Here is a 12,538-nt window from a genome sequence, read left to right on the forward strand (position 1 = left end):
GCATATACACGTAACTCCTATCCTTCTCTTGTTTCTGGACAATTCAAGTGTAAAGGATTAAGGAGCTTGCGTGTATTTTTTTGTTTTAATTTTTCTCATACCCCAACAAATATTATAGAGCCTTTTTAATTCAGCCTTAACACCTGCCGCCAGCCGGCCACCAGCCTGACCTATAAAAAAAGTATCCGCCGCCAATTAATAGAACGATAAACAGGACTACCCATATTGCATATACCCTTCCTCCCGGCCGAGGAGGACAACAATATTGCTGAGGCGGGGTACATTCATAAGGAGAACAATAACAACCTGGCGTACAGGAAGGCGTTATTTTATATTCATAGCATGGATTGCAACTTGTTTGAGCCGGAATACTGCAAATACCGCACGAATTATAAGATCCATATGGCGCATATACGACCGGCTCTGCTTCATATAAAGCATTATTTCCATAAACTGGATAACTGTAGTCAAAGTTATCCGCCGGACAATAAGAACAACCCCTCATGTCTTTATTCATTATCAACGCCTCCTTCCCACTATATATCTTATGGCAAAATCCTATTCACGTATGGACACAAATACTAATTCACCTTATTTTGAAAATACGGGAACGGAGGACAAAGAAATTTAAGTTATAAATATTTATAGCAGTCATCAACAAATTAAAACCAAATCCAATATATTATGCCAATAATCAAAGCCCAAAGGAAAATTGAAATAATAAGCCCGTTTATAAGACCTTTAAAAAACTTCATCACATTCACCCTATCGTTAAATCCAAAATATTTTTTTAACAAAAATTTATTTGTTTTTTAAAGGGGGTTTGACATCTAAAAAAATTCGTGCTTATTACTTGTTTTTGTACCGCAATTTTTTAAATGGCCCTGCTTCTTGTTAATCTAACCATCGGTAGTCTGACGCAATTCTTACCATTTCATTAAGCTTTATAACTTTTATCTTGTTATAATAATTAAAGAATAGTATTAAAAGCTCTAAGAAGGAGCGAGGAACTATGCGAATTATTTCAATATGTCCCAGCAATACGGAACTGTTGGCCTATCTTAATTTAATGCCGCAAGTCATAGGTGTTGATAATTATTCAGACTGGCCCCAAGAAGTCGAAAATCTCCCGCGGCTTGGTCCTGATCTGTCAATTGATATGGATATGGTAGAAAGGTTAAAACCAGATCTTGTCGTTGCATCCCTAAGTGTTCCCGGTATGGAAAAAAACATAGAAGAACTAAAAGACCGCAACCTCCCGTACGTTGTGCTCAATCCTAATTCTTTGAAGGAAATAGCAGATAACCTTATAACTCTTGGAGAGTTAACAAACAGGAAATCTTTAGCCGAACAATTAGTTAACGATTATGATAAGACAATTCATACATACCAGGCCTTGGCCGATACAGTTACTGAACCGCCTTCAATCTACTGGGAATGGTGGCCAAAGCCTGTCTTTACCCCCGGCGGACACAATTGGCTGACAGAAATAAGCCGGCTTGCTGGAGGTATTAATCTTTTTCAGCATGAGAAAACAGCTAACTTTCAGACAACTTGGTCTGACGTTGCAACCCGCGAGCCTGATCATATTTGTATGGTATGGGTTGGTGTCGACAGCAATAAAGTTAAACCGGAATTCGTCCTAAAAAGAGACCATTCTAAAAATATGAGAGCCGCTGTTAACAGAAATATTCATGTTCTTGAAGAAGCTTATTTTTGCCGCCCATCCCCGAGATTGCTAATGGGTCTTAAAAAAATAGCCGCCATTTTACATCCGGAAATTTTCCCGCCTTTTTCAAATGAAGATACTCTCATGAAAAAGTCAAAGCTTCTTTCACAATAATTAACTTGTAATATTAACTTTTGCAAACAGCACATTTAGAAATTTCATTTAAAATATCGTATATCTCATGTAAGAAAACTTGGCAGAGCCAAGTTTTCTTTTAACTATCCAATATTTTTTGACGGAATACTTGCAAAGTTTTTGTATTGTTTAACCTTTTAAGTGTATCCTCTTTTAAAGTACCGTTTCCTTTTTTTATAATATAGACTTTAAGTTTTCTCTTACCCCAATGATGATAGACGTCATCTACAGTATTATAGTAGAGATCAAGTCTGTCTCCATTTATTGCTGATCCTGTATCAGCAACAACACCAAACCCGTAACCTGGTACAAAAAGTATCGTTCCAATAGGGAAAACCTTTGGATCAGCGGCAATAGTTGAATATAAATCCCGCCGTACTTTTACACCGCTGTATGTAACCCCATAACCTGGATCATTAGGCGTCTTTCCGGTAGATTCAATTCCGGCAGTATAACCGGTTGCTGTTACGCTTTGTGACGGATATTTTTTTAAATCCAATGTATCCTCCAAAGCCATTTCCTTTGGTTCAGATGCTTTTGTAATCTTAAGTTTGTGACTGCCTTCAGCATTCTTATGATGGCCAGAGTTATTCCTAAAAAAGCCATGTAAAAATTCACTGGCTTCTAACCCTGTTAAGGTGTGAAAAGTCGTCAAAATGGCACAAAAAAGGAGTATTGTCATCGTTAGCCTTTTGACTATTTTTACCGTCTGCAATGTTTTCCACTCTCCTCCTGTCTCATCGTTCCCAAGACAGAAGGGTATTATACTTAGAAAAACAAAAACGGCTGTTTTGGATAATGGCTTGAATTGCTAAGCGGACTATTCCATTTTATCATTAAAGAAAACTTGGCTGTGCCAAGCCTTAAGGCGCGCTTTGATTTATACTTCTTGAATAGTCTTCGTGCAGGAGCACCTGTAAATTTCATCCTTTAGTAAAGTTAAACTTTCTGAAAGTATAAAAAACGCTCACTTAAAACATTTGATAACCTCTTGATCTTAACATTTTAATCACAACCGCAGAAATAATAGTTCCCAAAAAACCCGTACAAAGAACAATAATATCCGGGATGGTTAAACTTACCAAGCGATGTCCAAGAGCTTTAAAAGTTTCTTTTGGATGCGTGAAATAATCGATTGTCGCAACATTATCAATCATAATTATTACAATAAACGGATAGCAAACAGACATTAGCCATGATGTTTTTAAAAGCATGTTAATAATAAAAGCGATACCAAAAAACAAAACCATGAAGAGCAGCATTGATATGATAAATTGAGGTAAAAACACGGCTCCTCCCCCTTTTTTACAGTTAAAATAAGTTTACTCAAAAATGACAGAATCGTCAAACAAGACCAAAACGTCAATTAATTTTAATCAATAAATAAAAAGCAGCCACCTCATAGTGGCTGCTTTTATGCTTTACCGGTCCCGGAACAATGATCACAAGTTTCAGATCCGCCTAATAATAATTGAAAATATCCTTTACCTTTACAATAAGGACAATTGTTCTTTTCCTCAGTTTTTTTCATCTAAAACACTTCCTTTGGAATTTTCTGATAATATTATCAGTTTTGAATGAATTTGAAAAGGGACGCTGACATCGGTTTAATGAGATGTAAGCGAATACATCTCATCCAATCTAATTATTATTAAAATTTTCCGCCAATTACTCTATTATTATTTCCTATTTGAAAGAAACTATGTAAAATACAGAAGGATGGTAAAGACAATAGTCATTACCACCCTTTTATTCATCTATTTAAGCAAATTAAGTTTACCCTTTTTAAGCATAAGGCCTACACCGCCGAGCATCAAAAGATAACGGTCATCAACGATTTTCTTCAATGCTGCAGCCGGTGCACCTTTAATTCTTTTGTTGCCAACTACAGCAACAGCATCTCCTGCACCAAGAGAAGCAACTGTACCTTTGTTTTTATAAACGAATGGCTCAGTTGGCTCATTATGAAGAATGTGACGAATGTTTTTAGCTAAGTTTACACCTTGCTGCATAGCAAGCTGTGCAGTTGGCGGACAAGGTCGATTTGTTTCTTTGTCCATGACAAGCGAGCAATCGCCTACAACAAAAACATTGTCATATTCTTTTGAACGAAGCGCATCGTCAACTTCCACTTTCCCGCGGTTTGTTTTAAAACCGGATTTCTCAACGATAGTGTTTGCTTTAACACCGCCGGTCCACACAATTGTACCAGCTTTAATTTCTTCAAGGTCTTCACTGTCTTTTTCCTGAACGATTACACTGTCTTTTGTACATTCTTTAATAAACGTACTCAGCTTGAATTCGATGCCTTTACTTTCCAATTGATTAACAGCATATTCAACAAGCTCTTTATCAAAGTTTGGAAGAATAGTCGGCGCGCCTTCAATATTGATGATACGAACTTTACTGCGTTCAATGTCATATTCACGGCAAAGCTCCGGGATGCGGTTTGCCAATTCAGCTACAAATTCCACGCCGGTTAAGCCGGCACCGCCAACAGCGATAGCAAGTTTGTCATCGTTAGGTACCTCATCGTGGTTATAACTTGCAAATTGATATTCAATATGTTCACGAATCTTGCGAACACTGTCAACACTTCGGATGGTGAAGGCATTTTCATCTAATCCTTTAATGCCAAAAGTATTAGATTCAAAACCAAGTCCGATAACAAGGTAATCGTACTCTAATTCTCCATTTTCAGTGATAACTTTGTTTTCATTCGGTTTAATTTCTTTAACAGTATCTTGTACAAATTTAACACGATCCGGGTTAACAACATTTTTAATAAGCATGCGTGTACGATCGTGATGGAGGGTACCCGCAGCCGGCTGATGAAGCCATGTTGTCTGATAATGATAATTGTGCTTGTTCACTAGAGTAATGTCTGCGTCATTAGGGCTCAGTTCTTTGATTAAACGCGTTGCTGTCATCATGCCGCCGTAGCCGGCACCGATGATAAGAATCTTAGGCTTACTCACTAGTATCACATCCACCTTTTAGAATTTGTCACATTTTTTCGATATGTAGGCTTTGTGATGTATTTCACTTACATCTACATCTGCCTTTTGTTCCAAGTCAATCATATGACTTTTGTTGAAATATTTCAAGCTTTTTAACAACAACATATTCTTAAGAATTTCTTATAGTTTAACTCATACAACATGAAATATTTCATTAATATTTACCCAAATAATGGCGAATTTAAACAAAATTCGTCCAAGCAATATACTTTTAATCGCATAACATAAAAAAGATTTGTCAAGACTGTCAGATGGTGGTTATCATGCAAATAAAGCACGCTATTATAAAATTTAAAAAATGGCTACACAATAAGCTTACTGACAAAGACAAAAATGATTATTGTGAACTTCCTTCAACAAAAATCACGTCATTACAAAATGTCATTTTTGAAACATTAAAAATGCAAGGTTTTGAAGTTAAAATTAATGAACCTATTGGACCTTATAAAGCTGACCTCTATCTTCCGGAACACAATCTTATTATTGCCTGTATTTACCCAAATGAAAACAAAACACTGCAAATGATTAAAATTCGAAGCCTCTCAAAATATACCCAGACTTGCGGTTTGCGTTGTCTTACAATAAACAGCCAAAGGTTTTATAAAGATTTGCAAAAGGTTATGATGTATACGCAATACTTCTCGAAAAATTCAATTGAAAAATGAAAAAACCTCCAGAAAAGTTTAGGAGGTTTTTCGTTTACTTTAACAATCCTTCGTAGGCGACCCTGCATTTGTTGCGGTCTTAAATGACTGGCCGCAGCCGCATGTGGCGATGGCATTTGGGTTGTCTATAATGAACCCTCCTCCCATCATGTTTTGCTTATAATCAATGGTTACATCCCGAAGCAATGGCGCGCTGTCAGAATCAACAACTACCTTTAATCCTTTATCTTCAAATGATTCATCGTCTTCTTTTAATTCACTGTCGAATCCCATACCGTATGTTAATCCAGTACATCCGCCGCCTTTGACACCAACACGAAGAAAAAGATTTTCGTTTCCTTCTTCTTTTCTCATCTCTTTAATTCGATGAATTGCAGCATCCGTTACTGTTAAATTCAAATTCATGGAAAGGTACCTCCTTTACACTTTTAACTATATTATATCCCCATCCTGAATTGAGCTCAAGAAATCACATTTAATTACATTTTAAACGGCTTTTATGCATGAGTATTTTTTATATTGAGGGTAATATTATACAAATCATCAATTTTTCTGCTGTAACATAAAACTTTGGGGTGATTTAAACCTAATTGGTTAGCGGTTTGTATCATCAACTGGCGCAGCTGTTCAATCTTTTGATATATATCATCCATGTTTTTCTCAGTCATTAACTCTTACCACCTTGACCGGTTTTTCCGTTCCTTCTCCTTGTCTAGTTTTTTTATCGCTTTTATAATTAAAACAAGAGACTATATAAAGGAGAATTTCGATGACTACTAGGAACTTTTGTCCATTAATAACAATTTTATTAACAAATGACTCTAATTCTCCAGTTAAACAAAGTTTAAAACATAAAAAGAATGGTTTTCGCCCTTTTTTTAAAAAGGAAAATAACCATGTTTGATATTTTTACAGGGCAATCATTTTGGGATCCTGTTATTCGTTCTTTGGTTGTCGCATTTGTTTCTTTGATTGCGGTCTTTATTATTGGGACGTTAATCGGAGGTTTCATGGCTGGAAAGACATTTCGCGGAAAATCTATTATTGAAACGATTATGATGCTTCCATTAGTCTTGCCGCCTTCTGTCGTTGGCTTTGGGCTATTATCAATTTTCGGGCGTAACAGTCCGATCGGCAAAATTATTGAATGGCTTTTCCATCAGCCTATTGTTTTTACGATTTGGGCGGCAATTTTAGCTTCATGTGTTGTCGCTTTTCCTCTTATGTACCAAACAATTAAAATAGGTTTTTCTTCAATTCCGGAAGCTATAAAGGAAGCTGCAAAAATTGATGGGGCCGGATTCTGGCGCAGTTTTATTTTTATTCAATTACCGCTGGCCAAGCAAGCACTTTTGACAGGGGCCGTTCTTTCATTTGCCCGTGCTCTTGGCGAATTTGGAGCAACGCTCATGTTTGCCGGAAATATTCCCGGCAAAACTGAAACGATGCCGACTGCCATTTATATTGCAGTTGAAACAAACCAAATAGGTCTTGCATGGGCATGGGTATGCTTTACTATTGTTATTTCATTTCTATTATTACTCGTTGCTAATAGGTTTCGTTATAAATAAAAAATTCCTTTACAAATAGTTTTCGCTTCACCTGTCATTAGGACATGCTGTGAATCCTGCGACCACTTGATATATAAATCACCGCCAGCCAAGTGAACGGTAATCGTTTGATCCATTGGCAAACGATCGGTTAAAATCGAGGCTACCACGGCTGCACATGCACCTGTTCCGCAAGCTTGTGTGATCCCTGAGCCTCTTTCCCATACTCTATAAGCAATATCATTATCAGCGGTTTTTTCAATAAAACCCACATTTAAACCTTCCGGAAAGGTAGGGTGATTATCCGCCAGGAAAGATCCGAGTTCATGAATAGGCGCTTTTTCTATATTATCGACAAAAAACAAACCGTGCGGATTTCCCATTGAAACTGCAGTCATATCAAAATTCTGTTTATTATAGATAATCGGTTCATTAATGACTTTTTCATCATTCTCGCCAACCATTGGTATGCTGGATCGATTTAAAATCGGCTTGCCCATATCAATCGTTACAAGATCAACTTGACCATTTTTTAAATGGACTTCAGCGTCAACGATACCGCTTAATGTTTCGATTTTAAAAGACTTTTGATCCACCAAACCGTGATCATAAGCATATTTGGCAACACATCTTAAACCGTTGCCGCAATTTTTTCCTTCAGAACCATCTTTATTAAAGATACGCATCATCATATCTGCCCGGTTTGAAGGCACAATAAGAATAAGGCCGTCAGAACCTATACCTGTATGCTCATCAGCTGCTTGAACAGCCAAATCAGAGTATGAAGGAATATCTATAGATTGGCTGATTAAATCAACATAAATATAACAATTTCCCAGGCCGTGCATTTTAGTAAATGGAATTTCGATGCTCATTAAATTCACCTTCTTTTAGAGGATATTCAAAAAGTCCGGGAAAAAGTGCTCTTTTTGTCCTTCCTTTTGAACCTATATTTTTTTATCTTAATGGCCGGTCTGACCAAATATAGTCATCATCCATTTTAAGGATGACTAATTTTTCATGGCAGCATGGCAGGACAACATGGGTTTTCACTTCATCAAGAGCTTTTTCAAAATCGTCTTTTTTCATATGAATTAATACTGAGGATTTATGACAAAAAGGACATTCATTTAAATAAATTTCACCCATAACGTTTTCATAAGGCCAAGTATGATGAAAATTATACAATGACTCTTCACCTCCGTATGTATAAAAAACACCGCTTATAGAAAATGGCGGTGTTTGAGTTAAAAATTTATTTAGAACATTGGATTTTCTTCCAAATATTGATAAACATTTTCAACGAGTTTATCTGGCGTCTCGCCGGAAACAAACTCTCCATTTACAAGAGCATAAGGACCTTCATAGCATAATCCGCAATTTCCAAGACAGGTATATTCTATAACATCAAGATTTGGATCCTTATCAAGAATCTCTAATGCTTTTTGGGAGCCGCCAGCGAGATTGCTTATACAAAACTCTATAATAGGTTTCATTTGGGCTCACCTCTTTTATATCCTAACCTGCTTGCGGCTTGTCGTCAACTATTAAAAAAACAATTAAATGAATACATTGCATTTTATATGAACAATTAGATATACTTTCTATTGGAATAGACGTGATAAGAACGTTATAGAAAGGACTTAGACAGATGCAAAGACTAGTACTAGTAGGCGGCGGTTACGGTAACGTTCGTGTCATGAACCACCTGTTCTCCGATGGACTGCCGAATGATGTTGAAGTAATTTTAATTGACCGAGAACCTTATCATTGTATGAAAACTGAATACTATGCTCTTGCTGCCGGAACCATTTCCGATAAAGAAGTAAGGGTATCTTTTCCAAATCACCCGCAGTTAAAAATTGTAAACGCCGAAGTAACAAAAATTAATTTAGCCGAAAAAAAAGTCGAATTAAAAGATGCGGATGATGTTTCTTATGATACATTAGTTGTCGGATTAGGATGTGAAGACAAGTATCATGGAGTTCCAGGAGCTCCTGAACATACCTTAAGCATTCAATCCATCCGTAAGGTGCGCCATACCGCTCAGGAATTGCATTGTATGCCGTCCGGAAGCACTGTTTCGATTGTCGGCGGCGGGCTTAGCGGCATTGAAGTGGCCAGTGAATTATGCGAAAGCCGAAAAGACCTTAACATTCGTCTTTATGACCGCGGCGAACGTATTCTTTCCACTTTCCCGGAACGAGTCAGTCATTATATTCAAGAATGGTTCGAAAATAATGGTGTGACAGTTATTAATAAGAGTAATATTACTAAAGTCGAACCTGGTTACTTGTATAATAATGATGAAGCAAATGCTACTAACGCGGTGATTTGGACAGCAGGCATTCAGGCTCATCATCTCGTTCAAGAGCTTGATATCGAAAAAGGCGCCGGCGGACGTGCGATTGTAACTGAACACCACTACTTGCCGGACCACCCTGAAGTATTTATGGTCGGGGATTGCGCTTATTATGATCAGGCACCAAGCGCCCAGCTGTCAGAGGCACAAGGAGATCAGATTTACAAAGTGCTAAAGGCAAGATGGAATGATCAGCCTGAACCAAAACTTGAACCCATTAAATTAAAAGGCATGGTTGGATCACTTGGCAAGAAGAAAGGTTTTGCCGAATTTATGGGCAAACCGCTGACCGGCCGCGTCGCAAGATTGTTAAAATCTGGTATACTATGGATGTACCGTTATCATAACGGCTAAAAATTGATCTTTATTATTAGAAAAAGGCCTTTAGGTTTAATCCTATTGGCCTTTCTGCATTTATACGGACTGAAAACCGTTATTCTCTATTTCCTCAAAAATCTTTTTAATTTTTGGATCCCCTTCGCCAATAACCTTTCCATTAGATACGACTAATGGGTAAAAGTATTCGTCATTTATTATCTTTTCGGCAAATTTTTGATCTTCTTCAGTTTCAGGGTGATAAATATCAATATATCGAACATTAATGTCATCGTGAGGAAATTTTCTTTTTATTGATGCTTGAATCCATTCCATTGTTTCTTTTGATGATGGTGAATGAATACAGCTTGGGCAAGGTTGATTGGCGCCGTATATTGTCATGTTCATTGATTTCGCCATCATAATGACCCCTTTCTAACGGTTTCTCCACTACTCGCTATTTCTATTTTACAACATTAATCAAATGTTCTGAAGCGTTTTCAATATTTAACAATAATTTGGCTGATGCTGAGCATTAAAGTCAGGCTGTCTACAAATTGAATAGCTTAGTTGATGTTTATGGCTCAATTTATATTTCTCAAAGTAAGTGATATCGTAGATTTTTTTACAAAAAAATATTATAATAAAAGCATATGAATGATGAAAGGGGTCAACTGCAATGCATGAACAAGTTGAAGAAGTCCTTGAAAAACTTCGCCCATTTTTATTACGTGACGGCGGCGATGTAGAGCTTGTCGATGTTGAAGATGGTGTAGTAAGAGTCCGTTTAATGGGTGCATGTGGCAGCTGCCCTAGTTCAACCATTACATTAAAAGCAGGCATTGAACGTGCTCTACTTGAAGAAGTGCCAGGTGTAAAAGAACTAGAGCAGGTTTTTTAATAAAAAGATATGAGATATGAAAGAACCACTTAACAGTGTAAAGTTAAGTGGTTTTTTGTTTATTTACTTTATTGGTGTTACAGGCGGCTTATTCTCGATTAATACCTGGTGTAAATTTTTAACAGCTAAATCTATCATCGCATTTCGTGTATCAATACTTGCACTGCCAATGTGCGGTAAAATGACAGCCTGTTTTAAAGAAAGCAAAGGATGATCTTGTTGAATCGGTTCTTCACTAAAAACATCAAGTCCTGCTCCGCCGATTTCACCTGTTTTTAGCGCTTCATATAATGCTTGTTCATCAACAACCGGGCCTCGCCCAACATTTACGAATACTGCGTCATTTTTCATTAATTCAAAAGCCTGTTGATTAAACATTCCTTCAGTTTCATTTGTCAGCGGGGTTAAGCAAACAACAAAATCGGATGCTTTTAACAAGTCTTCAAAAGAGACGTATGAGGCATCATATTCTTGTTCAGCTTCCGGATCACGAGAGCGGTTATGATATAAAATATTCATATCAAAGCCTTTACAGCGCTTAGCAACAGCGGCGCCTATCCTTCCCATGCCAACGATCCCTACAGTTTTGCCGTATAGATCCTTCCCGGCTAAAAGGAACGGTCCCCAATTCTTCCATTGACCCGCTTTGACGTATTCCGAAGCTTCTATAAGCCGCCTTGCCGTTGCCATCATTAAAGCAAAAGTAAGATCCGCAGTTGTTTCAGTCAGAACATCCGGGGTATTAGTTGTTATAATTCCTCTTTTTTGCGCTTCCTGAATGTCAATATTATCGTAACCTACAGCCATATTTGCTACAATTTTAAGATGAGGCGCTTGATCAAAAAAGTTTTTATCCACCCGTTCCGTTAACATTGTTAATACGCCGTCGGCTTGCTTTATTTTTTCAAATAAAATATCCTTCGGCACGGGCTTCCACTCATCATCCCACATTTCAACATCTGCCTGATCTTTAAGTATTTGTATATTTTCTTCAGGAAGCTTACGCGTAATATAAATCTTAGGTTTTGTCATATGCAGCTCTCCTCAGTTCCATTTTCTTTTTTATTTTAAGTATAAAAGTATTTGGCATTTATTTTTCAGCGATAACGCGAATCCTTTTATAATCTGCGTACCAATTACCATTATTGAATAAAGCCGGTTTTAATTCTTTATTAATTTTCTCATAAATTTCTTTTTTGCAAGCGGCAGAAAATCCGTAAAAGAAATCATCTGAAAACATATCTAACCAATTGTCTAATCCTTTTGAACCGTCGTTAAGTAACGTTGGCCTGTCAAAATGAACCGCATAAGTCACACGGAATCCCTGTTTTTCAAGCAACGTACTGTATTCCCCGATACTTGGATAATACCATGGATTTCGTTCTGATGCGGAAACACCATAATCAGAAAGAACTGATGAAATGCTGTTAATGATCGATTCAACATTTCCCTTGCCGCCGAATTCTGCAACAAAACGGCCGCCGTTTTTTAAAGCGTACCAAACAGTTTCAATCACTTTGGAAGGACTCTTGATCCAGTGCAGGGCGGCATTTGAAAAGACCGCATCAAAAGGTTCAGAAGTTCTGTAAGTTGTTGCATTTTCAACAGAAAATTTAATGTCAGGGTACTTTTTTCTTGCCGCTTCAATCATTGTTGAAGATAAGTCTATTCCCAAAGGGATCGCCCCGGTTTTAGCCATTTCATATGTTAAGTCTCCTGTACCGCAGCCAAGATCCAGTATACGTTCACCCGGCTTAGGATTAAGCAGCTCGACAACACCTTTACCAAGCTGTGAGACAAAAGAGGTTTTGTCATCGTATAAATTTGAATCCCATCTATTTTTAGATATTGTTTCTTTCAT

General features: G+C 37.3%; 18 protein-coding genes. 5 read left to right on the forward strand and 13 right to left on the reverse strand.

What is annotated here, in order from left to right; genetic code table 11:
- Positions 1–136: 136 nt before the first annotated feature.
- Complete coding sequence (locus ACFQRG_RS15120; RefSeq protein ID WP_380967491.1) at positions 137–517, reverse strand: hypothetical protein; 381 nt, start codon at positions 515–517, stop codon at positions 137–139.
- 495 nt (positions 518–1,012) lie between these two features.
- Here ACFQRG_RS15120 and ACFQRG_RS15125 point away from each other — a divergent pair, with 495 nt between their 5' ends.
- A complete protein-coding gene (locus ACFQRG_RS15125) occupies positions 1,013–1,843 on the forward strand; it encodes a cobalamin-binding protein (protein ID WP_380967493.1) in 831 nt (276 codons plus the stop codon).
- A 100-nt stretch (positions 1,844–1,943) separates the two neighbouring features.
- Here the strand turns inward: ACFQRG_RS15125 and ACFQRG_RS15130 are convergent, their stop codons facing one another.
- The 4 genes from ACFQRG_RS15130 to ACFQRG_RS15145 all read right to left on the reverse strand — a co-directional run bounded on the left by ACFQRG_RS15130 (position 1,944) and on the right by ACFQRG_RS15145 (position 4,851).
- Entirely contained in the window at positions 1,944–2,546 is a 603-nt protein-coding gene (locus ACFQRG_RS15130; RefSeq protein WP_380968008.1) for a 3D domain-containing protein, read from the reverse strand.
- A 289-nt stretch (positions 2,547–2,835) separates the two neighbouring features.
- Complete coding sequence (locus ACFQRG_RS15135) at positions 2,836–3,153, reverse strand: YuiB family protein (protein ID WP_380967495.1); 318 nt, start codon at positions 3,151–3,153, stop codon at positions 2,836–2,838.
- A gap of 125 nt (positions 3,154–3,278) precedes the next feature.
- Positions 3,279–3,395 carry a YuiA family protein gene (locus ACFQRG_RS15140; RefSeq protein ID WP_380967498.1) on the reverse strand — a complete coding sequence of 39 codons (117 nt, stop codon included), beginning with the start codon at positions 3,393–3,395 and terminating at the stop codon, positions 3,279–3,281.
- 226 nt (positions 3,396–3,621) lie between these two features.
- Positions 3,622–4,851 (reverse strand): NAD(P)/FAD-dependent oxidoreductase, encoded by a 1,230-nt coding sequence (locus tag ACFQRG_RS15145; protein ID WP_380967501.1) that lies wholly within the window; start codon positions 4,849–4,851, stop codon positions 3,622–3,624.
- A gap of 296 nt (positions 4,852–5,147) precedes the next feature.
- Between ACFQRG_RS15145 and ACFQRG_RS15150 the strand changes: the two genes are divergently transcribed.
- A complete protein-coding gene (locus ACFQRG_RS15150; protein WP_380967503.1) occupies positions 5,148–5,549 on the forward strand; it encodes a hypothetical protein in 402 nt (133 codons plus the stop codon).
- Positions 5,550–5,588: 39 nt separating this feature from the next.
- Here the strand turns inward: ACFQRG_RS15150 and erpA are convergent, their stop codons facing one another.
- Both erpA and ACFQRG_RS15160 read right to left on the reverse strand, forming a co-directional pair.
- Positions 5,589–5,954, reverse strand: coding sequence for an iron-sulfur cluster insertion protein ErpA (erpA, locus tag ACFQRG_RS15155; protein WP_380967505.1), 366 nt, complete (start codon positions 5,952–5,954; stop codon positions 5,589–5,591).
- Between the two features lie 92 nt (positions 5,955–6,046).
- Positions 6,047–6,217, reverse strand: a complete 171-nt coding sequence (locus tag ACFQRG_RS15160; protein ID WP_380967507.1) for a Spo0E family sporulation regulatory protein-aspartic acid phosphatase — start codon at positions 6,215–6,217, stop codon at positions 6,047–6,049.
- Between the two features lie 228 nt (positions 6,218–6,445).
- Here ACFQRG_RS15160 and modB point away from each other — a divergent pair, with 228 nt between their 5' ends.
- Entirely contained in the window at positions 6,446–7,120 is a 675-nt protein-coding gene (gene modB / locus ACFQRG_RS15165; protein WP_380967509.1) for a molybdate ABC transporter permease subunit, read from the forward strand.
- On the opposite strand, the gene dapF is transcribed toward modB, so the two are convergent.
- From dapF to ACFQRG_RS15180, 3 genes are all read right to left on the reverse strand, one after another.
- The gene (gene dapF, locus ACFQRG_RS15170; RefSeq protein ID WP_380967511.1) at positions 7,111–7,974 is read right to left on the reverse strand and encodes a diaminopimelate epimerase; all 864 of its coding nucleotides are present in this window, start codon (positions 7,972–7,974) and stop codon (positions 7,111–7,113) included. The genes modB and dapF overlap by 10 nt on opposite strands.
- 82 nt (positions 7,975–8,056) lie before the next feature.
- Entirely contained in the window at positions 8,057–8,287 is a 231-nt protein-coding gene (locus ACFQRG_RS15175; protein ID WP_380967513.1) for a hypothetical protein, read from the reverse strand.
- 71 nt (positions 8,288–8,358) lie between these two features.
- Positions 8,359–8,595, reverse strand: coding sequence for a YuzB family protein (locus ACFQRG_RS15180; RefSeq protein ID WP_380967515.1), 237 nt, complete (start codon positions 8,593–8,595; stop codon positions 8,359–8,361).
- Positions 8,596–8,750: 155 nt separating this feature from the next.
- Here ACFQRG_RS15180 and ACFQRG_RS15185 point away from each other — a divergent pair, with 155 nt between their 5' ends.
- The gene (locus ACFQRG_RS15185; protein ID WP_380967517.1) at positions 8,751–9,815 is read left to right on the forward strand and encodes an NAD(P)/FAD-dependent oxidoreductase; all 1,065 of its coding nucleotides are present in this window, start codon (positions 8,751–8,753) and stop codon (positions 9,813–9,815) included.
- A 60-nt stretch (positions 9,816–9,875) separates the two neighbouring features.
- Here ACFQRG_RS15185 and ACFQRG_RS15190 read toward each other — a convergent pair whose 3' ends face one another.
- On the reverse strand, positions 9,876–10,199 hold the full coding sequence (locus ACFQRG_RS15190; protein ID WP_380967519.1) for a YuzD family protein: 324 nt from the start codon (positions 10,197–10,199) through the stop codon (positions 9,876–9,878).
- A 256-nt stretch (positions 10,200–10,455) separates the two neighbouring features.
- Between ACFQRG_RS15190 and ACFQRG_RS15195 the strand changes: the two genes are divergently transcribed.
- Positions 10,456–10,677 (forward strand): NifU family protein, encoded by a 222-nt coding sequence (locus tag ACFQRG_RS15195; protein ID WP_380967521.1) that lies wholly within the window; start codon positions 10,456–10,458, stop codon positions 10,675–10,677.
- A 63-nt stretch (positions 10,678–10,740) separates the two neighbouring features.
- Here the strand turns inward: ACFQRG_RS15195 and ACFQRG_RS15200 are convergent, their stop codons facing one another.
- Together ACFQRG_RS15200 and ACFQRG_RS15205 are read right to left on the reverse strand one after the other, a co-directional pair.
- Complete coding sequence (locus ACFQRG_RS15200; RefSeq protein ID WP_380967523.1) at positions 10,741–11,709, reverse strand: 2-hydroxyacid dehydrogenase; 969 nt, start codon at positions 11,707–11,709, stop codon at positions 10,741–10,743.
- A gap of 58 nt (positions 11,710–11,767) precedes the next feature.
- Positions 11,768–12,538, reverse strand: coding sequence for a class I SAM-dependent methyltransferase (locus ACFQRG_RS15205; protein ID WP_380967525.1), 771 nt, complete (start codon positions 12,536–12,538; stop codon positions 11,768–11,770).

Origin of the sequence: Scopulibacillus cellulosilyticus (assembly GCF_042665295.1) — a bacterium.
Classification (GTDB): domain Bacteria; phylum Bacillota; class Bacilli; order Bacillales; family Sporolactobacillaceae; genus Scopulibacillus_A; species Scopulibacillus_A cellulosilyticus.

Excerpts from the sequence above, each read along its gene's own strand:
- ACFQRG_RS15120 (WP_380967491.1), bottom strand. The coding sequence starts at position 517 with ATGAATAAAGACATGAGGGGTTGTTCTTATTGTCCGGCGGATAACTTT.
- ACFQRG_RS15185 (WP_380967517.1), top strand. The coding sequence starts at position 8,751 with ATGCAAAGACTAGTACTAGTAGGCGGCGGTTACGGTAACGTTCGTGTC.
- ACFQRG_RS15140 (WP_380967498.1), bottom strand. The coding sequence starts at position 3,395 with ATGAAAAAAACTGAGGAAAAGAACAATTGTCCTTATTGTAAAGGTAAA.
- modB (WP_380967509.1), top strand. The coding sequence starts at position 6,446 with ATGTTTGATATTTTTACAGGGCAATCATTTTGGGATCCTGTTATTCGT.
- ACFQRG_RS15205 (WP_380967525.1), bottom strand. The coding sequence starts at position 12,538 with ATGAAAGAAACAATATCTAAAAATAGATGGGATTCAAATTTATACGAT.
- dapF (WP_380967511.1), bottom strand. The coding sequence starts at position 7,974 with ATGAGCATCGAAATTCCATTTACTAAAATGCACGGCCTGGGAAATTGT.
- ACFQRG_RS15200 (WP_380967523.1), bottom strand. The coding sequence starts at position 11,709 with ATGACAAAACCTAAGATTTATATTACGCGTAAGCTTCCTGAAGAAAAT.
- ACFQRG_RS15195 (WP_380967521.1), top strand. The coding sequence starts at position 10,456 with ATGCATGAACAAGTTGAAGAAGTCCTTGAAAAACTTCGCCCATTTTTA.
- ACFQRG_RS15150 (WP_380967503.1), top strand. The coding sequence starts at position 5,148 with ATGCAAATAAAGCACGCTATTATAAAATTTAAAAAATGGCTACACAAT.
- ACFQRG_RS15180 (WP_380967515.1), bottom strand. The coding sequence starts at position 8,595 with ATGAAACCTATTATAGAGTTTTGTATAAGCAATCTCGCTGGCGGCTCC.
- erpA (WP_380967505.1), bottom strand. The coding sequence starts at position 5,954 with ATGAATTTGAATTTAACAGTAACGGATGCTGCAATTCATCGAATTAAA.
- ACFQRG_RS15125 (WP_380967493.1), top strand. The coding sequence starts at position 1,013 with ATGCGAATTATTTCAATATGTCCCAGCAATACGGAACTGTTGGCCTAT.
- ACFQRG_RS15190 (WP_380967519.1), bottom strand. The coding sequence starts at position 10,199 with ATGATGGCGAAATCAATGAACATGACAATATACGGCGCCAATCAACCT.
- ACFQRG_RS15130 (WP_380968008.1), bottom strand. The coding sequence starts at position 2,546 with ATGACAATACTCCTTTTTTGTGCCATTTTGACGACTTTTCACACCTTA.
- ACFQRG_RS15160 (WP_380967507.1), bottom strand. The coding sequence starts at position 6,217 with ATGACTGAGAAAAACATGGATGATATATATCAAAAGATTGAACAGCTG.